The sequence below is a fragment of the Pseudomonas sp. NC02 genome, from assembly GCF_002874965.1.
GTDB lineage: Bacteria > Pseudomonadota > Gammaproteobacteria > Pseudomonadales > Pseudomonadaceae > Aquipseudomonas.
Genome location: NZ_CP025624.1, coordinates 61,324 through 88,008, shown reverse-complemented (window position 1 = coordinate 88,008; position 26,685 = coordinate 61,324). Strand labels below are relative to the sequence as shown.

Annotated in this window: 27 protein-coding genes; 11 read left to right on the top strand and 16 right to left on the bottom strand. The window is 61.2% G+C overall.

What is annotated here, in order from left to right; all coding sequences use genetic code 11:
- Window positions 1-61 precede the first annotated feature (61 nt).
- From C0058_RS00440 to C0058_RS00420, 5 genes are all read right to left on the bottom strand, one after another.
- A complete protein-coding gene (locus C0058_RS00440) occupies window positions 62-2,167 on the bottom strand; it encodes a GGDEF domain-containing protein (RefSeq protein WP_102367837.1) in 2,106 nt (701 codons plus the stop codon).
- Window positions 2,164-3,042 (bottom strand): endonuclease/exonuclease/phosphatase family protein, encoded by an 879-nt coding sequence (locus C0058_RS00435; RefSeq protein WP_003214803.1) that lies wholly within the window; start codon window positions 3,040-3,042, stop codon window positions 2,164-2,166. Before C0058_RS00435 ends, C0058_RS00440 begins: the two co-directional genes overlap by 4 nt.
- A 10-nt stretch (window positions 3,043-3,052) precedes the next feature.
- Window positions 3,053-3,691: a thiol:disulfide interchange protein DsbA/DsbL gene (locus tag C0058_RS00430; protein ID WP_087694548.1), complete on the bottom strand. Its 639-nt coding sequence runs from the start codon at window positions 3,689-3,691 to the stop codon at window positions 3,053-3,055.
- A 169-nt stretch (window positions 3,692-3,860) separates the two neighbouring features.
- Window positions 3,861-4,466 carry a cytochrome c4 gene (locus C0058_RS00425; RefSeq protein WP_003214807.1) on the bottom strand — a complete coding sequence of 202 codons (606 nt, stop codon included), beginning with the start codon at window positions 4,464-4,466 and terminating at the stop codon, window positions 3,861-3,863.
- A 33-nt stretch (window positions 4,467-4,499) separates the two neighbouring features.
- On the bottom strand, window positions 4,500-4,802 hold the full coding sequence (locus C0058_RS00420) for a cytochrome c5 family protein (RefSeq protein WP_003214809.1): 303 nt from the start codon (window positions 4,800-4,802) through the stop codon (window positions 4,500-4,502).
- A 192-nt stretch (window positions 4,803-4,994) separates the two neighbouring features.
- Between C0058_RS00420 and yihA the strand changes: the two genes are divergently transcribed.
- Window positions 4,995-5,636, top strand: a complete 642-nt coding sequence (gene yihA / locus C0058_RS00415) for a ribosome biogenesis GTP-binding protein YihA/YsxC (RefSeq protein ID WP_003214811.1) — start codon at window positions 4,995-4,997, stop codon at window positions 5,634-5,636.
- Window positions 5,637-5,902: 266 nt separating this feature from the next.
- On the opposite strand, the gene polA is transcribed toward yihA, so the two are convergent.
- Window positions 5,903-8,695, bottom strand: a complete 2,793-nt coding sequence (gene polA / locus C0058_RS00410) for a DNA polymerase I (protein ID WP_102367836.1) — start codon at window positions 8,693-8,695, stop codon at window positions 5,903-5,905.
- A 74-nt stretch (window positions 8,696-8,769) separates the two neighbouring features.
- Between polA and C0058_RS00405 the strand changes: the two genes are divergently transcribed.
- Window positions 8,770-9,060: a DUF2782 domain-containing protein gene (locus C0058_RS00405; RefSeq protein WP_003214814.1), complete on the top strand. Its 291-nt coding sequence runs from the start codon at window positions 8,770-8,772 to the stop codon at window positions 9,058-9,060.
- Window positions 9,061-9,116: 56 nt separating this feature from the next.
- Window positions 9,117-10,070, top strand: a complete 954-nt coding sequence (locus tag C0058_RS00400; RefSeq protein WP_102367835.1) for a homoserine kinase — start codon at window positions 9,117-9,119, stop codon at window positions 10,068-10,070.
- A 127-nt stretch (window positions 10,071-10,197) separates the two neighbouring features.
- Here C0058_RS00400 and C0058_RS00395 read toward each other — a convergent pair whose 3' ends face one another.
- Window positions 10,198-11,127: a zinc ABC transporter substrate-binding protein gene (locus C0058_RS00395; RefSeq protein WP_008439631.1), complete on the bottom strand. Its 930-nt coding sequence runs from the start codon at window positions 11,125-11,127 to the stop codon at window positions 10,198-10,200.
- 58 nt (window positions 11,128-11,185) lie between these two features.
- Here C0058_RS00395 and C0058_RS00390 point away from each other — a divergent pair, with 58 nt between their 5' ends.
- From C0058_RS00390 to C0058_RS00375, 4 genes are read left to right on the top strand one after another with little or no spacing between them, the layout of a single operon-like run.
- Window positions 11,186-11,668 carry a Fur family transcriptional regulator gene (locus C0058_RS00390; protein ID WP_003214819.1) on the top strand — a complete coding sequence of 161 codons (483 nt, stop codon included), beginning with the start codon at window positions 11,186-11,188 and terminating at the stop codon, window positions 11,666-11,668.
- Window positions 11,668-12,453, top strand: a complete 786-nt coding sequence (znuC, locus tag C0058_RS00385; RefSeq protein ID WP_003214821.1) for a zinc ABC transporter ATP-binding protein ZnuC — start codon at window positions 11,668-11,670, stop codon at window positions 12,451-12,453. The genes C0058_RS00390 and znuC overlap by 1 nt, the downstream gene beginning before the upstream one ends.
- Window positions 12,446-13,234 carry a zinc ABC transporter permease subunit ZnuB gene (znuB, locus tag C0058_RS00380; RefSeq protein WP_003214823.1) on the top strand — a complete coding sequence of 263 codons (789 nt, stop codon included), beginning with the start codon at window positions 12,446-12,448 and terminating at the stop codon, window positions 13,232-13,234. Before znuC ends, znuB begins: the two co-directional genes overlap by 8 nt.
- Before the next feature lie 37 nt (window positions 13,235-13,271).
- On the top strand, window positions 13,272-13,991 hold the full coding sequence (locus C0058_RS00375) for a PA5502 family lipoprotein (RefSeq protein WP_003214825.1): 720 nt from the start codon (window positions 13,272-13,274) through the stop codon (window positions 13,989-13,991).
- A 112-nt stretch (window positions 13,992-14,103) separates the two neighbouring features.
- On the opposite strand, the gene katE is transcribed toward C0058_RS00375, so the two are convergent.
- Entirely contained in the window at window positions 14,104-16,245 is a 2,142-nt protein-coding gene (gene katE / locus C0058_RS00370) for a catalase HPII (protein WP_102367834.1), read from the bottom strand.
- A 268-nt stretch (window positions 16,246-16,513) separates the two neighbouring features.
- Between katE and C0058_RS00365 the strand changes: the two genes are divergently transcribed.
- Genes C0058_RS00365 through C0058_RS00355 form a run of 3 tightly spaced genes read left to right on the top strand, consistent with a single transcriptional unit; the run spans window position 16,514 to window position 19,020 of the window.
- Window positions 16,514-17,521 (top strand): methionine ABC transporter ATP-binding protein, encoded by a 1,008-nt coding sequence (locus C0058_RS00365; RefSeq protein ID WP_003214829.1) that lies wholly within the window; start codon window positions 16,514-16,516, stop codon window positions 17,519-17,521.
- Window positions 17,521-18,195, top strand: a complete 675-nt coding sequence (locus C0058_RS00360) for a methionine ABC transporter permease (protein WP_003214831.1) — start codon at window positions 17,521-17,523, stop codon at window positions 18,193-18,195. Before C0058_RS00365 ends, C0058_RS00360 begins: the two co-directional genes overlap by 1 nt.
- A 51-nt stretch (window positions 18,196-18,246) precedes the next feature.
- On the top strand, window positions 18,247-19,020 hold the full coding sequence (locus C0058_RS00355) for a MetQ/NlpA family ABC transporter substrate-binding protein (RefSeq protein ID WP_102367833.1): 774 nt from the start codon (window positions 18,247-18,249) through the stop codon (window positions 19,018-19,020).
- A 215-nt stretch (window positions 19,021-19,235) separates the two neighbouring features.
- Here the strand turns inward: C0058_RS00355 and C0058_RS00345 are convergent, their stop codons facing one another.
- From C0058_RS00345 to C0058_RS00325, 5 genes are read right to left on the bottom strand one after another with little or no spacing between them, the layout of a single operon-like run.
- A complete protein-coding gene (locus C0058_RS00345) occupies window positions 19,236-19,871 on the bottom strand; it encodes an SCO family protein (protein ID WP_003214837.1) in 636 nt (211 codons plus the stop codon).
- Entirely contained in the window at window positions 19,868-20,767 is a 900-nt protein-coding gene (gene cyoE, locus C0058_RS00340) for a heme o synthase (RefSeq protein ID WP_003214839.1), read from the bottom strand. The genes C0058_RS00345 and cyoE overlap by 4 nt, the downstream gene beginning before the upstream one ends.
- Window positions 20,755-21,834 carry a heme A synthase gene (locus C0058_RS00335; protein ID WP_102367831.1) on the bottom strand — a complete coding sequence of 360 codons (1,080 nt, stop codon included), beginning with the start codon at window positions 21,832-21,834 and terminating at the stop codon, window positions 20,755-20,757. The genes cyoE and C0058_RS00335 overlap by 13 nt, the downstream gene beginning before the upstream one ends.
- A gap of 10 nt (window positions 21,835-21,844) precedes the next feature.
- Window positions 21,845-22,444 (bottom strand): hypothetical protein, encoded by a 600-nt coding sequence (locus C0058_RS00330; protein ID WP_023659276.1) that lies wholly within the window; start codon window positions 22,442-22,444, stop codon window positions 21,845-21,847.
- The gene (locus C0058_RS00325) at window positions 22,410-23,153 is read right to left on the bottom strand and encodes an SURF1 family protein (RefSeq protein ID WP_102370206.1); all 744 of its coding nucleotides are present in this window, start codon (window positions 23,151-23,153) and stop codon (window positions 22,410-22,412) included. The genes C0058_RS00330 and C0058_RS00325 overlap by 35 nt, the downstream gene beginning before the upstream one ends.
- A gap of 84 nt (window positions 23,154-23,237) precedes the next feature.
- On the opposite strand from C0058_RS00325, the gene C0058_RS00320 reads away from it, so the two are divergent.
- Window positions 23,238-23,441 (top strand): twin transmembrane helix small protein, encoded by a 204-nt coding sequence (locus C0058_RS00320; protein WP_010168612.1) that lies wholly within the window; start codon window positions 23,238-23,240, stop codon window positions 23,439-23,441.
- 6 nt (window positions 23,442-23,447) lie between these two features.
- Here C0058_RS00320 and C0058_RS00315 read toward each other — a convergent pair whose 3' ends face one another.
- From C0058_RS00315 to ctaD, 3 genes are all read right to left on the bottom strand, one after another.
- Complete coding sequence (locus C0058_RS00315; protein ID WP_102367830.1) at window positions 23,448-24,335, bottom strand: cytochrome c oxidase subunit 3; 888 nt, start codon at window positions 24,333-24,335, stop codon at window positions 23,448-23,450.
- Between the two features lie 35 nt (window positions 24,336-24,370).
- A complete protein-coding gene (locus tag C0058_RS00310) occupies window positions 24,371-24,922 on the bottom strand; it encodes a cytochrome c oxidase assembly protein (RefSeq protein WP_102367829.1) in 552 nt (183 codons plus the stop codon).
- A gap of 141 nt (window positions 24,923-25,063) precedes the next feature.
- Window positions 25,064-26,653 carry a cytochrome c oxidase subunit I gene (gene ctaD, locus C0058_RS00305; RefSeq protein WP_003214853.1) on the bottom strand — a complete coding sequence of 530 codons (1,590 nt, stop codon included), beginning with the start codon at window positions 26,651-26,653 and terminating at the stop codon, window positions 25,064-25,066.
- Between the last annotated feature and the right edge of the window lie 32 nt (window positions 26,654-26,685).

Genomic DNA, 26,685 nt, shown 5'->3' with positions numbered 1-26,685 from the left:
ACGTACCGTTTGCTGCCAGGCGGCCAAATGCGATGTTTTAAACAAAATGGAACATTTCCGGTCAGGCCGCCTGCACCTGATTACGCCCCGCCGCCTTGGCACGATATAACGCCTCGTCAGCGCGCTTGAGCGCCAGGTCACTGCGTTCTCCCGGCTGAAACTGCGCCATGCCCATGGACACCGTAATCGTCACCGGCTCGCCCTTGAAGTGAAACGGGCAGGCTTGGATGGCTGCACGCAGGGTTTCGCCCACCGCCAACGCATCGGACAGCGACGAGTTGGGCATCAACAGCACAAACTCTTCACCGCCAAAACGCGCGATGAAGTCGTTCGGCCGCAGGCGTTTGCGAAGCACCGTGGCGATGATTTTCAGCACCTTGTCGCCCGCCAGATGACCATAGCCGTCGTTGATGCGCTTGAAGTGATCGAGGTCCAGCATGGCCAGTGACAGGTTATTTCCACGCTGGTGCCAGGCGTTGACCTCCTGCTCCAGACGCTCGCTCCAGGCAGCGCGGTTGGGTAGTGCGGTGAGCGGATCGATCAGGGCTTTTTGCCGCTGAACCTCAAGGTGTTCACGGTAGCCCTGAGCCTCTTGCTCCATATTGGCGACCCGTTCGGCCAGGCCCTTGAGCCGTGCAGCCACTTCCTGTTCGCGCTGGTCACGCTGGTGGCGGTGTTCATCCATGGTGCCCAGCAACCCTTCGAGATGGCTCTCCAGCACGTGCTTGAGGCTGTCGAGGTCCGCGGCGTCCTGCATGCTGGTTTGCAAACCATCCACTTGTTCGCGGATCTGGGTATCCAGTTCCCTGGCTGCCGAGCGGCTGTCGGCGTGGCCGTCACTGGCGACCTGCAGGTGCCCCTGGAACGCCTCGAGACGGTCGTTGAGTTGCTTGAGGTAGGCTTCAAACTCGTGCTGGCCGCTGTCGGTGATCGCCAGCATCAACACCGCCAGGTCATCGAGGATCGGCAGCAATTCGTACCAGTTCAATCCGTGGGCCAGGCGTTCACGCATGGCTTCGGCCTGGGGCCGATGGCGCTCGGGCAGCGAGAGGTCTTCCAGTAAGCCGAGCAGGGTATCTTCGATGTGCTTGGCCACCGAACTGTAAGACGGCTCGGGGGTGTCGGGCAGGGCGTAGGCTTGATCCGCTTGCAGCTCGTCTGGGTTCAGCTCTGCCTGCTCGGGCGATTCTTGCGGTTCATCGGCCAGGACCGGGGGCAGGGAAAGACTGCCGATCTCAGTCCGCTCCGGCTCACGGGCCTGCACCTCTGGCACCTCGACCATGGCGGCAAGAGCACTCTCGAGCTCAACCTCCGCTTCGATCGGTTGCTCGGGTTCTGGCGTTTCGATAATCGTAGCGGGTGCCTCGACGACAGGCGCTGTGACCGCGACGGCCGGAACAACAGGCACTGCTTCGCTGACAGCGTCGGTAGCCTCTACTGGCGATACCGGCTCAGGGGGCGACTCGATGGGGGCCGGGACCTTCGGCTGCGGTGCAAAAGCCCGCAGCGCCTGGGCCAGTTCTGCCGATTGCGCCGGCGCTTCAACTTCACCCACCGGGCTGGGCTTTGGCGCAGCAGGCGCCGGAGAAGCCGGGCGGGATGGCGTGGGCGCTTCAACCTCCGGCGTGTCGATTGCGTCCTTGGTGCCAAACAGACGCTGCAACAGCCCCGGGCTCGAACGGCTGGTTTCGCCCTCCGGCTCCAGGTTACTCAACGCCTGCCCCTGGAGGCCGCTCAGCTCACTCAGCAACAGCGGGATCTCCCGCGCCTGGCCAACCCGACCGTCCAGCTGCTTGGCGAAAGCCTTCAGCGGGCGACTCACGTCCCGTGGCAAGGGCAGTTTCTGCAACTGAGTGACCAGGGCCGTCAACGCGCTGCCGATCTGGTCAACCCGGGTTTCGCGGCGCTGCTCCGAATCCAGCACGGCCTTTTCCAGGCGCGGCAGCAATGCAGCGAGGGCGGCGTCCATGTCGTCGGTGCGCACCACATCGCGCATTTCCTTCATGCATTGGTCAACCGCTCGGTCGGTCCCTTCTGCCGCCAGGGTGCTGCGCACCAGCCCTCGGCGCAGCAGGTCGAGGCGGGCGGCCCAGCGACGCTCGAGCTTTTCTTGTTGCTCGACGCTTTTAAGGTATTTCTCTTTCCAACGCTGGGCGTCGTCGCTCATGCAAGGGGTCCGCGAGGGCCGGGGCTCAACGCGGGCAATGCATCAGCCGTGAGCGAACCCGGCAGACGAATCTCTACCGCGACGGGCAGGTGATCGGAGATGGGCTGCGCCAGTACCTGCACACTTTCGAGTGTCAGGGTCGGGCTGAGCAGGATGTGATCAAGACAACGTTGCGGTCGCCAGCTGGGAAAGGTGGCTTCGACTTGCGGCGCCAGCAACCCAAGGTCGCGCAACGGGGAATTCTGTAGCAGGTCGCTGGCGTGGGTGTTCATGTCCCCCATCAGCACTTGGTGTTTGTAGTTGCCAATCAACTCGCGGATGTAGGCCAACTGCAGGGTGCGGGTTCGTGCCCCCAACGCGAGGTGCATCATCACCACGACCAATGCTTCCGGCCCTTCGCCGAATCGTACGAGAATTGCACCGCGGCCTTTCGGGCCAGGCAACGGGTGGTCCTCGATCGCCCACGGTTTCAGACGGCTGAGCACACCATTGCTGTGCTGGCCGAGTTTGCCGAGGTTGCGATTGAGTTGTTGATACCAGTAGGGAAAGGCACCGAGCTGGGCAAGGTGCTCGACCTGGTTGATGTAGCCGGAACGCAGGCTGCCACCATCGGCCTCCTGCAGGGCTACCAGGTCGAAGTCACCCAGCAGGTCGCCGATCTTTTGCAGATTGCCGGCACGCCCATTGTGGGGCAGCAGGTGCTGCCAGCCACGGGTCAGGTAATGCCGGTATTTCTCGGTACTGATACCCACCTGGATATTGAAACTGAGCAGGCGCAACCGACTGTCAGCCGGCAGGCCCGTGGATTCCAGGTGATGTTCGTTGACCTTCGGGTCATGCAGGCCAACGACACGTTCAGTACCCCAGCGACGCATGACGGGCCCCTTACTTGGCTGCGCGCTCTTTGGCGATCAATTGGTCGGCCACGTTCAGCGCCTGCTCTTCGCCGCCGGCACTGCCGATGTCAAAGCGGTATTTGCCGTTGACGATCAGCGTCGGTACGCCTTGCACGCCGTATTTCTGGGCCAGTTCCTTGTATTGGGCCATCTTGCCCTTCACAGCGAACGAGTTGAATGTCTCCAGGAACTTGGTTTTGTCGACGCCTTGGGTGGCGACGAAATCGGCCATGTCTTCAGGCTTCACAAGGCGCTTGCCTTCTTTCTGGATGGCATTGAAGACAGCCGCGTGAACCTTGTGTTCTACACCCATGGTGTCCAGCGTAATGAACAGCTGGCCGTGGGCGTCCCATGGGCCGCCGAACAGGGCAGGAATACGTTTGAAGTTCACGTCCTCAGGCAGCTTCTCGACCCACGGATTGATGACTGGCTCAAAAGCGTAGCAATGCGGGCAGCCATACCAGAACAGCTCCACCACTTCGATCTTGCCCGGTACGGAAACCGGCACAGGATTGGCCAGCTCAACGTAGGTTTTACCGGCTTCAAGCGGCACATTATCGGCAGCTTGTGCGGTCATGCCGAAAAGGCTGGCAGTGACGAGAGCGGCGCTGAGGATCAGATTACGCATGCTTTACTCCTGGACAAATAAAGTCGCCTCACGCGACCTTTGTTGTGACAGGTCTACGCGGGCATGAGTTCGTTAGTGTAACGGCACCGGCCACAAAAAAGGGCAGCCTGGGCCACCCTTTTTATGCTTGCATCGACGGATTAATCGAGCGTTAACGTAGCCGGGGCACTTAGTGCAGGCCCTGGATGTATTGGGACACGGCTTCGATGTCCTTGTTGCTGAGTTTCGCGGCGATGCTCTGCATGATCTTGGTATCGCCGTCATTGGTGCGATTGCCTTCGCGGAAGTCTGTCAGCTGTTTGCCGATGTACTGGGCATGCTGGCCGCTCAAGTGCGGGAAGCCAGCGGCAGCAAGGCCTGCGCCGTTAGGCGAGTGGCAGCCGAGGCAGGAAGGCATGCCTTTTTCCAGGTTGCCGCCGCGGAACAATTCTTCACCGCGGGCCACCAGTTTCGGATCAGCAGCTCCCACACTGCCTTTCTGGCTGGCAAAATACGCCGCGATATCCGCCAGGTCCTGATCGCTGAGGTTGGTCAACAAGCCGGTCATTTCCAGGACCGTACGCTTGCCATCCTTGATGTCGTGCATCTGCTTGGTCAGGTAACGCTCACCCTGGCCGGCCAGTTTTGGAAAGTTAGGCGCCGGGCTATTACCGTCCGGTCCATGGCAAGCACCACATACGGCGGCTTTCGCCTGGCCAGCAGTGGCGTCGCCTGCGGCATGGGCAACACCGGTGATGCCCAGGGTCAACAGCAGACTCACGATCAGTTTGTTCATCAGCTAATCCAACTACGGCTAAGGGTTAAAGAGTTATGGACCGGGTTCACTCACCATCAACTGAATGACGGCATGGTAATCCTCGGTACTGCAGTCCATGCACAAACCACGCGGCGGCATCGCCTTGAAACCCTGGGTCACGTGTTGCACCAGCGTGTCCATACCTTGAGCCAATCTTGGCTTCCAGGCTGCCTGGTCACCCCGTCCAGGGGCGTTGGGCAGCTGTCCGGCATGGCAGGCCCCGCAAAAGCGGTTGTACACAGCCTCCGGTTCCTGTGTAGCCTGCGCACTGTAAAGTGGCATCAAGAAACCGAAGGCCAGCAGCCACTTGGTCATACATCGACCTTTTCAGGGTTTGAGAGCGTTTTGCGTTCTAATGCGCAATAAAGGTCTATCGCTCCCGTGAACTTCATCCTTCGCTGGGACAAAGCACACACAAAATCTGCGGCATTATATACTGGCGCTACTGAAACGGAAACGACACCGCTTGCCGCACCTATTCCCGGCACCGCCCACATCGGAAAACTCATGCAACTCAAGAATCCCATCCTCGGCCTGTGCCAACAGTCCACCTTCATGCTCAGCGCCGCCAAAGTCGACCAATGCCCCGATGACGAAGGCTTCGAAGTCGCATTCGCCGGCCGCTCCAACGCCGGCAAGTCCAGCGCGCTGAACACCCTGACCCACGCCAGCCTGGCCCGTACCTCGAAAACCCCGGGGCGCACACAGCTCCTCAACTTCTTCAAGCTAGACGATGATCGGCGTCTGGTCGACCTGCCGGGCTACGGTTATGCAAAAGTACCTATCCCGCTGAAGCTGCACTGGCAGCGTCACCTCGAAGCGTATCTGGGTGGCCGGGAGAGTTTGAAGGGTTTGATTCTGATGATGGACATCCGTCATCCAATGACCGACTTCGACCTGTTGATGCTCGATTGGGCCGTCGCCAGCGGCATGCCGATGCACGTCCTGCTGACCAAGGCCGACAAATTGACCTACGGCGCAGCGAAAAACACCCTGCTCAAAGTGCAGGCAGAAATCCGTAAGGGTTGGGGTGATGCGGTGACTATCCAGTTGTTCTCGGCGCCAAAACGCATGGGGCTGGAAGATGCCTACACTGTATTGGCAGGTTGGATGGAACTGGCTGACAAGGGTTCGGAAGCCGCCGAGTAAAAACTCGGGGCAAAAAAAACCCCGGACTTCGTATGGGGAGGGGAAGTTCGGGGTCCAAGTTCCGGACCGCTAGGGCGGGGTCCAGATATCTGCCAACACTTAACACAACATAGGAGCATTGAAGGGCTTCACCACCCATTCAGTAACTCTGAGTAGCAATTCACGGGTTAAGTTCCGGCACGTTCAAAAAACTATTGGAAATAACCCGCCGCGTTTTCCGATCTAAAGCGCTGCCGCGGCATGATGCCGCGGCCCAGGCCCCAGGTTTAGTGCGCTTCGTCCCAGTTGTCGCCCACGCCGACGTCTACCACCAGCGGCACATCCAGCTTTGCCGCCTCGCTCATGTGTTCACGAATCCTCGCGCTGACTTCAGCCACCAGGTCCTCACGTACCTCCAGCACCAATTCATCGTGCACTTGAAGGATGACCTTGGCGTCCAGGCCCGAGTCCGTCAGCCAGTTGTCGACCTTGACCATGGCCTTCTTGATGATATCGGCCGCAGTGCCCTGCATCGGCGCGTTGATTGCCGTACGCTCGGCGCCAGCACGCTCCTGAGGCTTGTTGGAATTGATCTCCGGCAGGTACAGGCGGCGCCCGAACAGGGTTTCCACATAACCCTGATCAGCCGCCTGGGCACGGGTGCGCTCCATGTACTCGCGCACCCCCGGGTAACGGGCGAAGTACACATCGATATAAGCCTTGGCGGTCTTGGTGTCGACGCCGATGTCCTTGCCCAGCTTCTGCGCGCCCATGCCGTAGATCAGGCCAAAGTTGATCGCCTTGGCACTGCGACGCTGATTGGACGTGACCTCAGCCAACTCAACCTTGAACACCTCGGCCGCCGTGGCGGTGTGCACGTCCAGGTCGTCGCGGAACGCATTCAGCAAGCCTTCGTCCTTCGATAAATGCGCCATGATGCGCAGCTCGATCTGCGAGTAGTCCGCCGCCAGCAGCTTGTAGCCCTTGGGCGCGACAAATGCCTGGCGGATACGCCGGCCTTCAGCGGTACGCACCGGAATGTTCTGCAGGTTTGGATCGCTGGAGGACAGGCGCCCGGTTGCTGCTACGGCCTGGTGATAGGACGTGTGCACGCGACCGGTGCGCGAGTTGATCTGCTCCGGCAAACGGTCGGTGTAGGTGCTTTTCAACTTGCTCATGCTGCGGTACTGCATCAGCACTTTCGGCAGTGGGTAGTCATCTTCAGCCAATTTGGCCAAGACTTCCTCGGCCGTCGAGGCCTGGCCCTTGCCGGTCTTCTTCAACACCGGCAGCCCGAGTTTCTCGTAGAGAATCGCACCCAACTGCTTGGGCGAGCCCAGGTTGAATTCCTCGCCGGCGATTTCATACGCCTGGCGCTCGAGGTCTACCATCTTGTTGCCCAGCTCGATGCTCTGGATGCCCAGCAAGGCGGCATCCACCAGGGCGCCCTGACGCTCAATGCGCGCCAGCACGGGCACCAGCGGCATCTCGATGTCGGACAATACGCTGGCCAGGGAAGGAATAGCGGCAAGCTGCTTGTGCAGTTCCTGGTGCAAACGCAGGGTCACATCCGCGTCTTCCGCCGCGTAAGGGCCGGCTTGCTCCAGGGCAATCTGGTCAAAGGTCAGCTGCTTGGCGCCTTTGCCGGCGATGTCCTGGAAGCTGACGGTGTCGTGGTCCAGGTACTTCTTCGCCAGGCTGTCCATGTCGTGGCGCGTCGCCACGGAGTTCAGCACATAGGATTCAAGCATGGTGTCGAAGGCAATGCCGCGCACGGTGATGCCGAGTGCCGGGTCACCACCGATGGCGCAGTTGGCCAGGATATTCATGTCGAACTTGGCGTGCTGGCCGACCTTGAGTTTTTCCGGGTCTTCGAGCAACGGCTTCAGGGCCAGCAGCACGGTGTCCCGATCCAGCTGTTCCGGCGCGCCGATGTAGGAGTGGGTCAGCGGAATGTAGGCTGCTTCATGGGCCTGCACGGCAAACGACACACCCACCAGTTGCGCTTTCTGGGCGTCGATCCCGGTGGTCTCGGTATCGAAGGCGAACAGCTTGGCGTCGTTGAGCTTCTTCAGCCAGGCATCAAACTGAGCCTGGGTGAGGATGGTTTCGTACACCGGCTCTACAGAAACCGGCGCGACCACCTCAACCGCTTCCTCGGCGACCGCGGCCGAAGGAGCAGCGCTCAACTCGACGCGCTTGGCATCGCGTTGAATCTCGTCAATCCAGCTCTTGAACTCCAGCAGCGTATACAGCTCCAGCAGCTTCTCGCGATCCGGCTCGATCAGGTGCAAATCATCCAGGCCCACGTCCAGCGGCACGTCGATCTTGATCGTCGCCAGCTCGTAGGACAGGAACGCACTCGCCTTATGCTCTTCCAGTTTGGCGACCAGGGTCTTGGCACCACGAATCGGCAAGGTCGGCACGATATCGAGCTGCTCGTAGAGCTCCTTCAAGCCGCCGTTGACGCCTACCAACAGGCCGGAAGCCGTCTTCGGACCAATGCCCGGAACGCCCGGGATGTTGTCGGACGAATCGCCCATCAACGCGAGGTAATCGATGATCTGCTCGGGAGCGACACCGAATTTCTCCTTCACGCCCTCAACGTCCATGGCGCTACCGGTCATGGTGTTGACCAAGGTAATGTGCCCGTCGACCAGTTGCGCCATGTCCTTGTCGCCGGTGGAAATCACCACCGGACGGTCGGCGGCCGCGCTGCTGCGGGCCAGGGTGCCGATCACGTCGTCCGCTTCGACGCCTTCGACGCACAGCAGCGGGAAGCCCAGGGCGATCACGCTCTGGTGCAGCGGCTCGATCTGCACGCGCATGTCATCGGGCATGCTCGCGCGGTTGGCCTTGTATTCGGCGTACAGCTCATCGCGAAATGTCCCGCCCTTGGCGTCGAACACCACCGCGAACGGACTGTTCGGGTATTGCCTGCGCAGGCTTTTGAGCATGTTCAACACGCCCTTGACCGCGCCGGTAGGCAGGCCTTTGGAAGTGGTGAGCGGCGGCAGCGCGTGAAAGGCGCGGTACAGGTAAGAAGAACCGTCCACCAGGACGAGGGGGGCTTGGCTCATGAGCAGGATCAACCTTTTCGGCGGGTCAGGCGCTAGAATAGCCGGACCAATGACGACAAAGGGACAAGGTTATCATGCGTACAGTAAATCGCCTGTTGTTGACCGGCTTGATTGCACTCACTCCGATGGTGGCCATGGCGGCAGATACTGCCCCTTCGGGCGACCCGGAAGTCACCATTCGCACGGAAGGCGACAAGACCATCCAGGAATACCGCCAGAATGGTTTCCTGTACGCGATCAAGGTGACCCAGAAAGGCTTTCCGCCTTACTTCCTGGTGCGCGCGGACGGAACCGATGCGAACTTCATCCGCTCTGACCAGCCGGATATGCTGATCCCGTCATGGAAGATCTTCGAATGGAAATGATTTCTTAACTTTAATCGGCGCTGCTCCCCGCAGCGCCCGTAACGGCAGTTTTAACCATGTCTGTGTTCACCCCCCTGGCTCGGCCCGAGCTGGAAACCTTTCTTGCCCCTTACGGGCTCGGCCGCCTGCTTGATTTCCAGGGGATTGCCGCTGGTAGTGAAAACACCAATTTCTTCATCAGCCTGGAACAGGGCGAATTTGTCCTGACCCTGGTCGAGCGCGGCCCCGTGCAGGAAATGCCGTTCTTCATCGAACTGCTGGACGTGCTCCACGACGCTGATTTGCCAGTGCCTTACGCCCTGCGTACCACCGACGGCGTGGCCTTGCGCGAGTTGGCGGGCAAACCGGCGCTGCTGCAACCGCGCCTGGCGGGCAAGCACATCAAGGACGCCAACGCCCAGCATTGCGTGCAAGTGGGCGAATTGCTCGGCCACCTGCACCTGGCCACCCAAGGCGAGAAGGTGCTGGAACGCAAGACCGATCGCGGGCTGGACTGGATGCTCAGCGAAGGCGCGCAACTGATTTCGCACCTCGACGCGGAACAACGCGGCCTGTTGCAAGCGGCGCTGGATGAGATCGAGGCGCACAAGGCGCAGATCCTCGCGCTGCCCCGGGCAAACATCCACGCCGACCTGTTTCGCGACAACGCGATGTTCGAAGGCACGCACCTGACCGGGCTGATCGACTTCTACAACGCCTGCTCGGGGCCGATGCTGTACGACGTGGCGATCGCCCTGAACGACTGGTGCTCGGACGCCGACGGCGTGATCGACGGCCAACGGGCACGGGCGTTGCTGGGGGCTTATGCGGGCTTGCGACCGTTTACCGCCAAGGAAGCGGAGCTGTGGCCGACCATGCTGCGTGTGGCCTGTGTGCGGTTCTGGCTGTCACGCCTGATTGCGGCTGAATCGTTCGCCGGGCAGGACGTGCTGATTCACGACCCGCGCGAGTTTCAGGTGCGCCTGGCGCAACGCCAGCAGGTCAAGACCCCGCTGCCGTTCGCGCTGTAAAGATCGTACGCGATCAAAATGTGGGAGCGGGCTTGCTCGCGAATGTGGAGTTTCAGTCACCAGATGCGCTGACTGATCCACCGCATTCGCGAGCAAGCCCGCTCCCACAGTGGTTATGCGGCGTCTATCAGAGCGACTCCAGGCACCCAGCCAGGTCATTCCCCAGCTTCTCCAGCACCTGCTCATACCCCTGGGCGGAGGCCGGCGTGTAGCCGCCCAACGCATCCAGCTCCGCCAGCTTCACCGGCAAACCCGCCACCAGCGTTTCCGCAAGGCGCGGGCGCAACGGCGGCTCGCTGAACACACAAGTCTTGCCCACTTCCTGCAAACGCGTACGCATCGCTGCCACATGCTGGGCACCCGGCTGCACTTCTGCGGCCACGCTGAACACTCCGGTGTGCTTGAGGCCGTAGGCATCTTCGAAGTAATCGAAGGCTTCATGGAACACGAAGTACGGCTTGCCGGCGACGTCCGCCATACGTGCCTTCAAGCGCGCGTCCAGTGCATCCATACGGCCATCAAAGGCCTTCACGTTGCTCTGGTAACGCTCGGCGTTCGCCGGGTCGGCAGCGCTGAGATCCGCCGCCATGCGGTTCGCAATCACCCGGGCGTTGACCGTCGACAGCCACAAATGCGCATCCAGGCTGCCCGGGCGATGGTCATGATCATGTTCGTCGGCATCTTCAGCATGGGAGTGGCTATCTTCGGCGAACCGACGCAGTTTCATTCCCGGAAGGTCCTGCACCGCCACCGTCGGCAAGCTGCGGCCTTTCAAGACACGCGGCAGAAAGCTTTCCATGTCCGGGCCGATCCAATACAGCAGGTCCACCGACTGCACGCGCCGTACGTCGGAAGGCCGCAACGCATAGTTATGCGGCGAAGCGCCCGGCGGCAGCAATACCTCGGGAATCGCCACGCCATCCTGCACAGCAGCAGCAATCAGTTGTAACGGTTTGATGCTGGTCAGCACCCGAACCTCCGCCTGAGCGGCACCGGCAAGCAGCAAACTGGTGACAAATACGACAAAAACGGGAAAAAGTCTGGACACGATGACCACTCAAGGAGGCAGGAACAGGTAACATAATAACGTCTCTCACAAATATCTGTCGCCGCTCATGCCTAAAACACCGCTTGCCAGCCGTCCCCATGACCACTCTCACTGCGTGCACAGCGCACTGTCAGAGGCCGACGCCTTGTGCGCGCGCCAAGGCCTGCGCCTGACCGCCCTGCGTCGCCGGGTGCTGGAGCTGGTGTGGCAAAGCCACAAGCCGCTGGGTGCCTACGACATCCTCGGCGTGCTCAGCGAGCAGGACGGCCGCCGCGCCGCGCCGCCCACGGTGTACCGCGCGCTGGACTTCCTGCTGGACAACGGCCTGGTGCACCGCATCTCGTCGCTCAACGCCTTTGTCGGCTGCAACCACCCGGAACACGCGCACCAGGGCCAGTTCCTGATTTGCCGCGAGTGCCACGCCGCCATCGAACTTGAGCAAAAAAGCATCAGCGACAGTATCATCAAGAGCGCCGGCGACGTCGGCTTCAAGGTCGAAGGGCAAACCGTCGAAGTCGTCGGTGTGTGCTCGGGCTGCCAGGGGGCTTGATGAGCACTGCGTTAATCCGCCTGGAGCAGGTCGGGGTCACGTTCGCCGGGCAAAACGTGCTGGACAACATCGCCCTGAGCGTCGAGCCAGGTCAGATCGTCACGCTGATCGGCCCCAACGGTGCCGGCAAGACCACCCTGGTGCGCGCCGTACTCGGCCTGCTCAAGCCCGACAGCGGCAGCGTGTGGCGCAAGCCGAAGCTGCGAGTTGGCTACATGCCGCAGAAGCTGCATGTGGACCCGACCTTGCCCCTCTCGGTGCTGCGCTTCCTGCGCCTGGTGCCCGGTGTCGACCGTGCCCGCGCACAGTCCGCCCTCAAGGAAGTGGGCGCCGAACAGGTGATCGACAGCCCGGTGCAAAGCATCTCCGGCGGCGAAATGCAGCGCGTGCTGCTGGCCCGCGCCCTGCTGCGCGAGCCGGAATTGCTGGTACTGGATGAACCCGTACAGGGCGTCGACGTCGCCGGCCAGGCCGAGCTGTACAGCCTGATCACCCGCCTGCGGGACCGCCATGGCTGCGGCGTGCTGATGGTCTCCCACGACCTGCACCTGGTGATGAGCACCACCGACCAGGTGGTGTGCCTCAATCGCCACGTGTGCTGCTCCGGCCACCCGGAACAGGTCAGCGGCGATCCGGCTTTTGTCGAGCTGTTCGGCAAGAACGCCCAGAGCCTGGCGATCTACCACCACCATCACGACCACGCCCATGACCTGCATGGCGCTGTAGTCGATGACTCCACCGCATCCCACACCCACGTTCATGGAGATAGCTGCAAGCATGGCTGATTTTCTGCTCTACGCCCTGCTGGCAGGCTTGGCTCTGGCGCTGGTGGCGGGCCCACTGGGCTCGTTCGTGGTCTGGCGGCGCATGGCCTATTTTGGCGACACCCTGTCCCACGCTGCGCTGCTGGGCGTGGCCATGGGATTTCTGCTGGATGTGAGCCCGACCATTGCCGTCACCGTCGGCTGCCTGCTGCTGGCTGTGCTGCTGGTGACCCTGCAACAGCGTCAGCCGCTGGCCTCCGATACCCTGCTGGGCATCCTGGCCCCAAGCACCTTGTCCCTGGGCCTGGTGGTGCTGAGCTTCATGCATGAAGTGCGCATCGACCTGATGGCCTACCTGTTCGGCGACCTGCTGGCAATCAGCCCCACCGACCTGGCGTGGATTCTAGGTGGCAGCGCGGCAGTGCTGGTGCTGCTGGTGACGCTGTGGCGCCCGCTGCTGGCGATCACCGTTCACGAAGAACTGGCCACCGTCGAAGGCTTGCCCGTGGCGGCGCTGCGCATGACCCTGATGCTGCTGATCGCAGTGGTGATCGCTGTCGCGATGAAGATTGTCGGCGTATTGTTGATCACATCGCTGCTGATCATCCCGGCTGCTGCGGCCCAGCGTCACGCCCGCTCGCCGGAGCAAATGGCGCTCGGCGCCAGCCTTCTGGGGATGCTCGCGGTGTGTGGTGGCTTGGCGCTGTCCTGGTTCAAGGACACCCCGGCCGGGCCGTCGATTGTGGTCACGGCGGCCGCCCTGTTTCTGCTGAGTTTTGTCCTGCCCCGTCGTGGGGTGTAGACTTGCTCGCTTTTTGCGCAATTAGAGAGTCGCAGGAATGAAGCTGTTCAACGCCCGTTATCTGCTCCTTGCCGCATTTTCCTTGCTGCTGGGCGCCTGCCAAAGCACCCCGCCCGCCGCCCCCCAGGCGCCGGACGCACGTGCTGCGGCCATCGCACAGCTGGAGCAAAACCTCGCCAGCAGTGAACTGGCCACCGCCGAAGACGAGCTGGCCGCCTTGCAGGCCCAGTCGCCCAACGACCCGGCGCTGGAGCCTTATCAGCGCCAACTGGCCGAAGCCTATTTGCAGCGCAGCCAGATCGTCCTGCAAAAGGGTGATGTCAACGCTGCCGCGACGGCCCTGAGCCGCGCACGGGCATTGATGCCCAAGGCTCCGGCGCTGACCGGTGGCGTCAACAGTGCGATCGCCCATGCCCGTAAAGTCGAGCTGGACAAAGCCGAGGCCGCCCTGAAAGCCGCCGAAGCCAAGCCGCCGGCCAAGGTCATCGACCCGGCAGCGCCAAGCACTACGGTTGCGCTGAACCTCACCGATATCGAGGCGCTGCGCCATCAACTGGATGAGATCGCCACCGATGTGGTGAATTACCAGTGCGATGTGAGCATCCAGGCGCCGCGCACCGAAGATTACCCATGGCTGGCCACGTTGCTGACCAAACGGGTGAAGCGCATCGATTCGGGGTATGACCTGAAGATTCACCGGCAGATCCTGAAGAAGGTTCCGGCGCAGGTCGTGCTGATTCCGCGTAAGACTGAATAACGCCATTCGCGAGCAAGCCCGCTCCCACATTTAACCGAGTTCCAACTTTGGAATGCGGTCGAATGTGGGAGCGGGCTTGCTCGCGAAGGCGATCTAACAAACGACCGATACCTTAAGCCGGAACAGCTTTAGCCTTCGGCTCCCGATCCCAGACCCGATGCTGGGCAATCGCCGCAAAGAACGCCTTAAACGCCTTCGCATCGCCGCCCACAATCAAGCCCGCATCCGCCTCAAGCTTCAGCACATCCAGCAGCTGCTTCGCCTCACCGGCCAGGGCAATCGCTTTCAAGTGCTTGTACGCCTCCAGCAGGTAATGCAACGCCACACCATCAGCGCTCAACGCCTGAACCGACTTGGCGCCACCCGGCACAAACACCGCATCCAACGCCACCGAAGGCAAGCCTTCCATGGAAGCATCCACCGGCAGGCTCTTGCCATCCGCCGTCGTTACCGGCGCCGAGGTAGGCCCCAGCAACTTCGCATGCGCACCTGCAGCCTCAAGCGCCTTCTTCAAGGCATCAATCGCCGCACCATCAACACCGTTCGCCGCCAGAATCGCCACCTTGCGGGTCTTGATATCACCCGACAGCAAATTGGCCTGGCTCAACGCTGGCGAGCGTTCCGGAGACGTCTTGCGCTCTGGCACCGTACCTTTAGTCGGTGCTGGCAAGCCCAGGTTCTGCGCCACACGCTTGGCCAGTTCCAAGTCGATGTTGGCGAGGATCTCGTTCACCTGGCGAGCGCGAATAAACTCACGCTCCACCTTGCCCAGTTCAAAACTGTAGGCGGCGATGATGTGCTCCTGCTCGTGCTTGCTCATGCTGCGGAAAAACAAGCGCGCCTGGGAGAAGTGATCACCGAACGACTCGCTGCGCTCTCGGATCTTGTGGGCATCAATGCGCTCCGGATACGTCTCAAAACCACCGTCCTGCGCCGCAGGCGGAGTTTCTTTCGGCCAGCCGCCATCAATCGAGTTCGGCTCGTAGGACGCGCGGCCCTTGTCGATGGTGGTGCGGTGCATGGCATCGCGCTGGCCGTTATGGAACGGCGCTACCGGACGGTTGATCGGCAACTCGTGAAAGTTCGGCCCGCCGAGTCGGCTGATCTGCGTATCGGTGTAGGAAAACAGACGGCCTTGCAGCAGCGGGTCATTGGAGAAGTCGATACCCGGCACGATATGCCCCGGGCAGAACGCCACTTGCTCGGTCTCGGCAAAGTAGTTGTCCGGGTTGCGGTTGAGCACCATCTTGCCCAACGGCGTGATCGGCACCAGCTCTTCGGGGATCAGCTTGGTCGGGTCGAGAATATCGAAGTCGAACTTATGCTCGTCCTCTTCGGCGATGATCTGCACGCCCAATTCCCACTCCGGGTAATCGCCACTTTCAATGGATTCCCACAGGTCACGACGGTGGAAGTCGGTGTCTTTGCCCGCCAGCTTCTGCGCCTCGTCCCACACCAGGGAGCAGGTGCCGACGGTAGGCCGCCAGTGGAATTTGACGAAGTTGGATTTGCCCTCGGCGTTCACCAGGCGGAAGGTGTGCACGCCAAACCCCTGCATGGTTCGCAGGCTTTTCGGGATCGCCCGGTCAGACATGGCCCAGATCACCATGTGCGCCGACTCCGGCTGCAGCGAGACAAAATCCCAGAACGTATCGTGGGCCGAGCCGCCGGTAGGAATCTCGTTGTGGGGCTCAGGTTTTACCGCATGCACGAAGTCAGGAAACTTGATCGCATCCTGAATGAAAAACACCGGCATGTTGTTGCCCACCAGGTCGAAGTTGCCTTCGTCGGTGAAGAACTTCACGGCAAAACCACGCACGTCACGCACGGTATCGCCGGAACCGCGAGGCCCCTGAACCGTGGAGAAGCGCGCAAATACCGGGGTTTTATGTTCCGGGTTACGCAGGAACCCGGCCTTGGTCAGCGCCGAATGGTTTTCATAGGTCTGGAAATAACCATGGGCACCGGTACCCCGGGCATGAACGATACGTTCCGGGATGCGCTCATGGTCAAAGTGCGTGATTTTTTCACGCATGATGAAGTCTTCCAGCAGCGAAGGACCACGGGAGCCGACCTTCAAGCTGTTCTGGTTATCGGAAACCTTCACGCCCTGGTTGGTGCGCAGCGCCTGGCCCGTCGCGTCGGAGCGGAATGTTTCCAGGCTTTGCAGCTTGGCGTTGGTGTTGCCACGGTCCAGAGTGTCGGTGCCCGCAAGTTCGCTCTTGGGCGGGGTAACTGGCTTTTTAGTACTCATCAGACAAAAACTCCTCGTTTGCGTAGGCCAGAGCGATCCCCGGCTCTTCTTGAGCAAAACCCCAGGCACGGCACCTGGGAGTTTCGAGTTGCTTATGTAGTGACTGACACGGTTTTGTACCGTTCCTTTTTTATGACCTTTGATCGCGTTATTGCCAAATCGCTGGTCGGATGAGAAATAAATGCTAAGAAACGCTATACGGACAGGCTAAAATGCGCGCCCGGCTAACCGCTGATCCCTTTTTAATGCGCCCCACAAGGTTCGCTACGTGATCGAGTTTCATAACGTCCATAAAACCTACCGGGTCGCCGGTAAGGATATCCCCGCGCTGCATCCCACCAACCTGCGCGTCGAAAATGGCCAGGTGTTTGGTCTGATCGGCCATTCCGGTGCGGGAAAAAGTACTTTGCTGCGTCTGATCAACCGCCTGGAGCAACCCAGCGGCGGCCAGATCAAGGTCGATGACGAAGAAGTCACCGCCCTCGACGCCAACGGCCTGCGCCGTTTCCGGCAACAGGTCGGGATGATCTTCCAGCACTTCAACCTGCTGGCATCCAAGACCGTTGCCGACAACGTGGCGCTGCCGCTGACTCTCGCGGGCGAACTTTCCCGCAAGGAAATCGACCTGCGCGTGGCCGAATTGCTGGCGCGGGTCGGCCTGTCCGACCATGCCAAGAAGTACCCGGCGCAGTTGTCTGGCGGCCAGAAGCAGCGCGTCGGCATCGCCCGCGCCCTGGCCACCAAGCCGAAAATCCTGCTGTGCGACGAAGCCACCAGCGCCCTCGACCCGCAGACCACGGCCTCGGTCCTGCAACTGCTGGCCGAGATCAACCGCGAGCTGAAGCTGACTATCGTGCTGATCACTCATGAAATGGACGTGATCCGCCGCGTGTGCGACCACGTGGCCGTGATGGACGCCGGCGTGATCGTCGAGCAAGGCACCGTCGCCGACGTATTCCTGCACCCCAAGCACCCGACCACCAAGCGCTTCGTGCAGGAATCCGAGCAAGTCGACGAAGGCGAACAGCGTGATGACTTCGCCCATGTACCGGGGCGCATCGTGCGCCTGACGTTCCAGGGCGAAGCGACCTACGCGCCGCTGCTGGGTACCGTCGCCCGCGACACGGGTGTGGACTACAGCATCCTCGCCGGTCGTATCGACCGCATCAAAGACATTCCCTACGGGCAACTGACCCTCGCAGTCACCGGCGGTGACATGGAGGCCGCCTTCGCCGCCTTCACCGCGGCAGACGTCCATATGGAGGTGCTGCGCTAATGGAAATCCTCTTGAGCTTTTTCTCGAACATCGACTGGTCGGAAATCCTGCTCGCCACCGGCGACACCATGACCATGCTGTTCGGCTCGCTGCTGTTCACCGTATTGCTGGGCTTGCCGTTGGGCGTGCTGCTGTTCCTGTGCAGCCCGCGTCAGCTGTTCGAACAAAAGAATGTTTATGCGCTGTTGTCGCTGGTGGTGAACATCCTGCGTTCGCTGCCGTTCATTATCCTGTTGATCGTAATGATCCCGTTCACGGTGCTGATCACCGGCACCTCGCTGGGTGTTGCCGGTGCAATTCCGCCACTGGTGGTGGGTGCAACGCCGTTCTTTGCGCGCCTGGTGGAAACCGCGCTGCGTGAAGTGGACCGCGGGATTATCGAAGCGACCCAGGCCATGGGCGCGACCACTCGCCAGATCATTACCAACGCGTTGCTGCCCGAAGCCCGCCCCGGCATCTTCGCGGCGATTACGGTGACGGCGATTACACTGGTTTCCTACACGGCCATGGCCGGTGTAGTGGGTGCCGGTGGCCTGGGTGACCTGGCGATCCGTTTCGGTTATCAGCGCTTCCAGACCGACGTGATGGTGGTCACCGTGGTGCTGCTGCTGATCCTGGTACAAATTCTGCAAACCGTCGGCGACAAGCTGGTGGTGCACTTTTCTCGAAAATAACGGCTATTGCCGGCGTTAAGCCGGCCAATTCCCGAACAAGGAGCTTGTTGAATGAAAAAACTACTGGTTGCTTTCGCCGCCGTTGCCGCGTTCTCCGCCCACGCCGCCGAAACCCTCACCGTGGCCGCGTCCCCGGTGCCGCACGCTGAAATCCTCGAATTCGTGAAGCCGGCTCTGGCCAAGGAAGGCGTGGACCTGCAGGTCAAAGTCTTCACCGACTACGTTCAGCCAAACGTACAGGTAGCCGAAAAGCGCCTGGACGCCAACTTCTTCCAGCACCAGCCGTACCTGGATGAGTTCAACAAAGCCAAGGGCACTCACCTGGTGAGCGTTGGCGCTGTGCACCTGGAGCCTCTGGGCGCCTACTCCAGCAAGTACAAGAAGCTGGAAGACCTGCCAAGCGGCGCCAACGTCGTGATCCCGAACGACGCCACCAACGGCGGCCGTGCGCTGTTGCTGCTGGCCAAGCACAACCTGATCACCCTGAAGGACCCGACCAACATCCTGTCGACCATCAAGGACATCACTGAAAACCCGAAAGGCCTGAAATTCCGCGAACTGGAAGCCGCCACCCTGCCGCGCGTGCTGACCCAGGTCGACCTGGCGCTGATCAACACCAACTACGCCCTGGAAGCCAAGCTGGACCCGTCCAAGGACGCACTGGTGATCGAAGGCAACGACTCGCCTTACGTGAACATCCTGGTGACCCGCGAAGACAACAAGGATTCGAACGCGGTGAAGAAGCTGGTAGCAGCCCTGCACACCCCGGAAGTGAAAGCGTTCATTCTTGAGAAGTACAAAGGCGCGATCCTGCCGGCGTTCTGATCCAAGGCCGAAACCCCGATCGAAAAAGCGGACGCAGAGCGTCCAGTGCGGCATTCCCACGCAGAGCGTGGGAACGATCCAAACCAATGTGGGAGCGGGCTTGCTCGCGAAGGCGGTGGTTCAGTCGATACATCTTCTGTTGACTGACACACCGCCTTCGCGAGCAAGCCCGCTCCCACATTTGATTTGTGTCGCTCAGAAAATGGTCGGCAGGCTTATTTACGCTGCAACAACCCCGGGAACTGCGCTACCAGCTTCTGGTTGTTCAACGGCGCCCGGATAAACCCGCGTTGCGTTCCATCCGGCCCGATCAGCGCAAGGTTGCCGCTGTGGTCGACGGTGTAGTTGGGCTTGCTGGTGTCTGCCGGAATAAACGGAATGCTCACCGCATTCGAAACCTTCTGCACATCGTCCACATTCGCACCGGTCAAGCCCTCGAACTGTGGATCGAAGTAGCCCAGGTACTGCTTGAGCTGCGCCGGTGTATCGCGGTTCGGGTCAACGCTGACCAAAATCACCTGCAACTTATCCACAACGTCTTTGGGCAGCTCGCTCTTGATCTGCCGCAGCTGGGCGAGGGTGGTCGGACAGATGTCCGGGCAGAAGGTGTAGCCGAAGAACAGCACGCTCCACTTGCCTTTCAGCTCGTTGACCACCACCGGCTGGCCGTCCTGGTTGGTCATGGTCACCGGTGGCAACTGGCGGCTTTGCGGCAGCAGGATGATGCCCGCATCGATCAAGGCCGTTGGGTCGCCCTGGCCTTTGCCACTCAGTACTTTGTTGACGGTCAGGCCCATGATCAACGCGACAATGGCCACCAGAATGAAGACAGTTTTTTGAGTTCGAGTCATAGGTTCAACAATAGGTAATGGTCTACGAGCAGGGCGATAAACAGCATGAACAGGTACCCGATAGAGTACTTGAAGGTGTTGATCGCCGCGTGCGGCCGACTGCCACGGTACAGCACCCAGGCCCATTGCAGAAAGCGCCCGCCCAGAACCAGTGCGCACACCAGGTACAGCATGCCGCTCATGTGGATGACATAGGGCATCAGGCTGACCGCCAGCAAGGCGAAGGTGTAGAGCAGGATATGCACCTTGGTGTAGTGCTCGCCGTGAGTCACGGGCAGCATCGGGATGTCGGCCTTGGCGTATTCCTCCTTGCGGTGAATCGCCAGGGCCCAGAAGTGCGGCGGGGTCCAGGCAAAGATGATCAGCACCAGCAGCAACGGCTCGGCGCTGACGTGGCCAGTGACGGCAACCCAACCCAGCAACGGCGGCGCGGCGCCAGCCAGCCCACCGATGACGATGTTCTGCGGCGTCGCACGCTTGAGAAAACCGGTGTAGATCACGGCGTAGCCCAACAGTGAAGCCAGGGTCAGCCAGGCGGCCAGCGGATTGGTAAACGCCAGCAACAGCGCCAGCCCGGCCACCGCCAGCACCATCGCAAAAACAAGCGCCGCCACAGGCGATACGCGCCCTTCCGCCAGCGGGCGCTTATGGGTACGCGCCATCAGCGCATCGATGCGCCGGTCCACCACATGGTTGACCGCCGCCGCGCCGCCGGCACACAGCGCGATCCCCAGGTTGCCGAAAATCAGCACCGGCCACGGTACCCCGGCGCGGGTGGCGAGGAACATGCCCACCAGCGAGGTGATGAGCATCAGCACCACCACTTTTGGCTTGGTCAGCTCCAGATAGTCACGCCAGATCGCCTGGCTGTGACGCTCGCTGATCAAGGTCGCCATGGCATCTCTCCTTTAATGGTTATGAGGCCCGACACGTGTTTACGCGGGCTGAAGCGCCAGCCGAACGGCAACTGATGTCGCACCCGAACCAGGCTGGTGCGGGCGTGGTAATTGACCAGCACCAGCGTCAGCAGCAACGCCGCGCCGCCGGCGTTATGCGCGACCGCAACCGGCAGCGGCAGGTGGAAGTACACGTTGCTCAGGCCCAGGCAGATTTGCGCCGCCAGGGCGATCAGCAACAGGCCGGCCAGGCGGGTCATGCCGACCACCTTGAGCTGCCAGGCCAGGCCCAGCAACACGACAGTGACCAGCAGCGCGCCAATCCGGTGGGTGAGGTGAATCGCCGTGCGCGCATCACTGTCCAGTTGCCCGCCGAGGTAATTGGGGCCGATATGCTGGGTCAGGTGAAAGCCATTGGCGAAATCCGCCGCCGGCCACCATTGCCCGTGACAGGTCGGCAGGTCGATACACGCCACGGCTGCGTAGTTGGAGCTGACCCATCCACCCAGCGCGATCTGGCCGATCACCAGCACCAGCCCGGCCGTGGCCCAATACTGCAAACGCCTGGGCACGATCAGCGCCGGCAATACGCCGGACAATCGCAGCGTCAGCAAGAACAGCAGGCTCAACGTCGCAAACCCGCCCAATAAATGCCCGGTGACCACTTGCGGCCAGAGCTTCAGCGTCACCGTCCACATGCCAAACGCTGCCTGGGCGAACACCACTGCCAACAGGAACAACGGCAGCTTCAACGGCTGGCCCGGATGATGCCGATGGGTCCACGCGCGCGCCGCCAGCAGCACGATCAACAGCCCGAGGGTGCCGGCGAAGTAACGGTGGGTCATCTCGTTCCAGCCCTTGTCCGCCTCGACCGGCGTGTCCGGGTAATGCAGTTCGGCATGGGCCAGTTGGGCTTCGCTTTTTGGCACGCTGATAAAGCCATAGCAACCCGGCCAGTCCGGGCAACCGAGACCCGCGTGGGTAAGGCGGGTATAGGCGCCCAGCAGCACCACGATCAGGGCCAGCAGGGTGGCAAACAGCGCGAGGCGAAATCCAGGTTTGGCCATGACGGTGTCCTTATCCGATGTTCGACAGTTTCAGCAGCAGGCGCAGGTCGTTGAGCAGGTCCTTGCCCTTGACCCGGGCGTCGTAGCGCAGCACCAGGTTGCCGTGGGGGTCGACGATCCACAGCTGGGCATCGCCGCTGCCTTGGGCGGCGGCGTCTTTGTTGAAGGTCGACAGGTCCAGGGAATAGCGTTGCAGTTGCGGGTATTCGGCCTTGAGTTTGGCGTCATACGCGGTGCTGACCGGCTGCGCACTGGCCAGGGCGTGGCTGGCGCGGGAGGCATCACGGCCCAGGCCGATCTGGAGTTGGCGTGCGAGGTACACCAGTTGCTGGCAGTCGGCGGCGCAGGCGGTGGGCGCGGTGACCAGCAGTTGCCAGCGGTCTTCGTCAGCCTGCACGCCAATGTCGGCACGGGTCTGGCCATTGCCGATCATCTCGCCGTGGTAGCTGCGGCTGTCCGGCACCCAGAACTGCAATTTGTACATAAAGGTGGCGAGCACCATCGGGCCGACCACCATCAGCAGGATCAGGATCAGTTGCCAGCGGCCCTTGCGCCGATTGGGCGCTGCCGGCGTGTCAGACATGTTGAGTGGATTCATGGCCGCTCCCATGGCGCTTCTCCTTTTTTGTGTTGTGCCATCCGAGGTAGAGGTAAAGGCCGAACAGCGCCACCGCCATGGCGAACCACTGCACGGCATAGCCCAGGTGTTTTTCCGGGCCCATGGCGACCACGGGCCAGTTGGTTTCGAAAGTGCCAGGGCCCGCTTCAGCCCGCACTTCATAGGCGAATCCGCTGCGGCCCAACTCGGTCCACAGCGCTGCGGGATGCAGCGCGGTCAACAATCGTGGCCACTGTGCGCCCGCCGGATCGGCATGCAACTGGAAGGTCTCGCCAGGCGCCACATAGACCCAGGCATCGAGATTCAACAGTTGTTCGGGAGTGGTGAAAACCGGCGGTGCACGGCGGTCCGGCCAGGGCAGCCAGCCACGATTGAGCAACAGCCACTCGCCGCTGGCCTGATCATGGAAAGGTTGCAGTAGCTCCACACCGACCTTGCCGTCGCGAAAGCGGTTATCCAGCAACACGCTGTGCTCGGCATCGAACTGCCCGCGCAAATGCACACGACGGAACGCCGGATCTTCGGTGGCCTGCAGTTGCGTACTGCTCATGGGCTCGGCAGCGCGGCGCTCGGCGTAAGTGTCCAGCAGCGCCTGTTTTTCGTGACCGCGAGACAGCTGCCAAAAGCCGAGAAATACCAGTAACGGCAGCAGCACGAGTACCACCAGCGTCGGCGCAATACCGGGGCGGAAGGGTTTCATGGCATTGCCGCAGAGGTCGGTGCTGCGCTGGCTATACTGAATCTCATTGCTCGCCCCCTCCAAAAAAGAGCCCCGGAGCCCACCATGCTCAAAGCAGCCATTGCCCTGATGCTGATTGCTACCGTCGTGAGCCTGTTCAGTGGCTTGTTCTTCCTGGTCAAGGACGAGGGCAACTCCAACCGCCTCGTCACTGCCTTGACCGTGCGTGTGGTGCTGGCCGTGATCACCCTGGGGTTGATCACCTGGGGTTTCTTCAGCGGCCAACTGGTATCTCATGCGCCCTGGTGAAACACCTCAAAGCACGTAAACGAAGAAAAACAGCCCGATCCACACCACGTCCACAAAGTGCCAATACCAACTGGCCGCCTCGAACCCGAACTGGTGTTCGTTGTTGAAATGCCCCTTCAGGATGCGCATCAGCATCACAAACAAAATGATCGTGCCGATGGTCACGTGGGCACCGTGGAAGCCGGTGAGCATGAAGAAGGTCGCGCCGTACACGCCAGAACCCAGGGTCAGGCCCAACTCCTTATAGGCATGGATGTATTCCTCGGCCTGAAACCCGAGAAACGCCCAACCCAGCAACACGGTGATCGCCAGCCAGATCTTCAGCGCGCCGCGATGGCCTTTGCGCAAGGCGTGGTGGGCGATGGTGATGGTCACGCTGGAACTGACCAGCAAGATCGTGTTGATCAGCGGCAAGCCCCAGGGGCTGATGGTGCCCTTGGGCGCCGGAAACATTTTCGGGTCCGGATTGTTCAGCAGCGGCCAGGCGAATTCGAAGTTCGGCCACAGCATGTGCGCGATGCCCTTGTGGCCTTCGCCCGCCAACCACGGCGCCGACATGTGCCGCACATAAAACAGCGCACCGAAAAAAGCGATGAAGAACATCACTTCGGAAAAGATGAACCAGGTCATGCCCCAGCGAAAGGAGCGGTCCATCTGTGAACTGTACAAACCGGCGCGGCTTTCCTTGATCACCGCGCCGAACCAGCCAAACATCATGTAGGCCAGCAGCAGGCCCCCGACGAAAAAGATCAGCGGGCCGTGGGATTCCGGGCGCGCGGCCTTCAAATCGTTAAACCAGGTAGCCAGCCCGACCACCGTAATCAGCATGCCCAGCGTGGCAATTATTGGCCATTTGCTCTGTGCTGGTACGTAGTACGTATCATGAGTCGACATGTATTCGTTCTCCTAATCGAGCCCGCAAGCAACGCCTAGCCGCCGGTATGGACAGCCACGGGCGGTTGGCGCGCGGTGATATCGAACAGCGTGTACGCCAGGGTCAAATGCTTCACATCCTTCGGCATGTCGCGGTCGACAATGAAGCGCACCGGCATCTCTATGCGCTGACCTGGCTGTAGCACTTGCTGGGTGAAGCAAAAACACTCGGTCTTGTGGAAGTACATCGCCGCCTCGGCCGGCGAAATGCTCGGCACCGCCTGGGCGGTCATCGCCTTGTCGGTGGGGTTGTAGGCCACGAACAGCATCTCGGTGACTGCGCCGGGATTGACCACCACCTCGTCGGCCTTGGAGTGGAATTCCCAGACCATATCGATGGCATTGGTGGACAGGAACTGCACCCGCACCTGCCGCGTCGGGTCCACCACCTGCTCGCCTTCGTACTGCCCGGCGGTCTTGCCATTGATGCCGAACGCCTTGCACATCACGTCGTAGATCGGCACCAGGGCAAAGCCGAAGGCGAACATCGCCACCACCAGGATCAGCAGGCGCGTGACCAGGCGCTTGATAGGCACGGACTCAAGCATGGCGGCCACCTGCGAATGAATGTTCTGTGAATGGCCTTTCTGTGGGAGCTGGCTTGCCTGCGATGCTGGCAACTCGGTCTTTCAGGTACACCGAAGTGATGCCATCGCAGGCAAGCCAGCTCCCACAGGATAGGGAGGTGTTCATTTGACCTCCGGCGGCGTGGTGAAGGTGTGGTACGGCGCGGGCGAAGGAATGCTCCACTCCAGCCCTTCGGCGCCATCCCACGGCTTGGCCGGCGCAGGCGGGCCGCCACGAATGCACTTGATGACGATGAACAGGAAGAAGATCTGCGTCGCGCCAAAGGTGAAGGCACCGATGGAGGAGACCATGTTGAAGTCGGCGAACTGCAGGTTGTAGTCCGGCACCCGACGCGGCATGCCGGCAAGCCCTACGAAGTGCATCGGGAAGAACGCCATGTTCATCCCCACGAACGACAGCCAGAAGTGCAGCTTGCCCAGGGTTTCGTCGTACATGTGGCCGGTCCATTTCGGCAGCCAGTAGTAGGCCGAGGCGAAGATCCCGAAGATCGCCCCAGGCACCAGTACGTAATGGAAGTGCGCCACCACGAAGTAGGTGTCGTGGTACTGGAAGTCCGCCGGGGCGATGGCCAGCATCAGCCCGGAGAAACCGCCGATGGTGAACAGAATCACGAAGGCCACCGCGAACAGCATCGGCGTCTCGAAGGTCAGCGAGCCTTGCCACATGGTGCTGACCCAGTTGAACACTTTCACGCCCGTGGGCACCGCGATCAGCAGCGTGGCGTACATGAAGAACAGCTCGCCCACCAGCGGGATGCCCACCACGAACATGTGGTGCGCCCACACGATGAACGACAGGAACGCGATGCTCGCCGTGGCGTACACCATCGAGGTGTAGCCGAACAGCGGCTTGCGCGAGAAGGTCGGGATGATCGAGCTGACGGCACCGAACGCCGGCAGGATCATGATGTACACCTCGGGGTGGCCGAAGAACCAGAACACATGCTGGAACAGCACCGGGTCACCACCACCGGCGGCACTGAAGAAGCTGGTGCCGAAGTGGATGTCCATCAGCATCATGGTCACGCAGCCCGCCAGTACCGGCATCACCGCGATCAGCAGGAACGCGGTGATCAGCCAGGTCCAGACGAACAGCGGCATTTTCATCAACGTCATGCCGGGGGCGCGCAGGTTGAGGATGGTGGCGATGACGTTGATCGCGCCCATGATCGAACTGATGCCCATCAAGTGGATGGCGAAGATGAAGAACGTCACGCTTTCCGGCGCGTAAGTGGTGGAGAGCGGGGCGTAGAAGGTCCAGCCGAAGTTCGGCCCGCCGCCGGGCATGAACAGGGTGGAAACCAGCATCAGGAACGCCGCCGGCAACAGCCAGAAACTGAAGTTGTTCATGCGCGGCAGGGCCATGTCGGGCGCGCCGATCATCAACGGGATCATCCAGTTGGCCAGGCCGACAAACGCTGGCATCACCGCACCGAACACCATCACCAGGCCGTGCATGGTGGTCATCTGATTGAAGAACGCCGGCTCGACGATCTGTAAACCCGGCTGGAACAGCTCGGCACGGATCACCATGGCAAACGAGCCACCAAGCAGGAACATGCAGAAGCTGAACCACAGGTACATCGTGCCGATGTCTTTGTGGTTGGTGGTCAGTACCCAACGCATCAGGCCCTTGGCGGGGCCGTGAGCGTGGTCACCGGCATGACCGTGGTCATCGATCACAGCGCTCATGGCCTTTCTCCTGCGAACGAGTGGGCGGGACG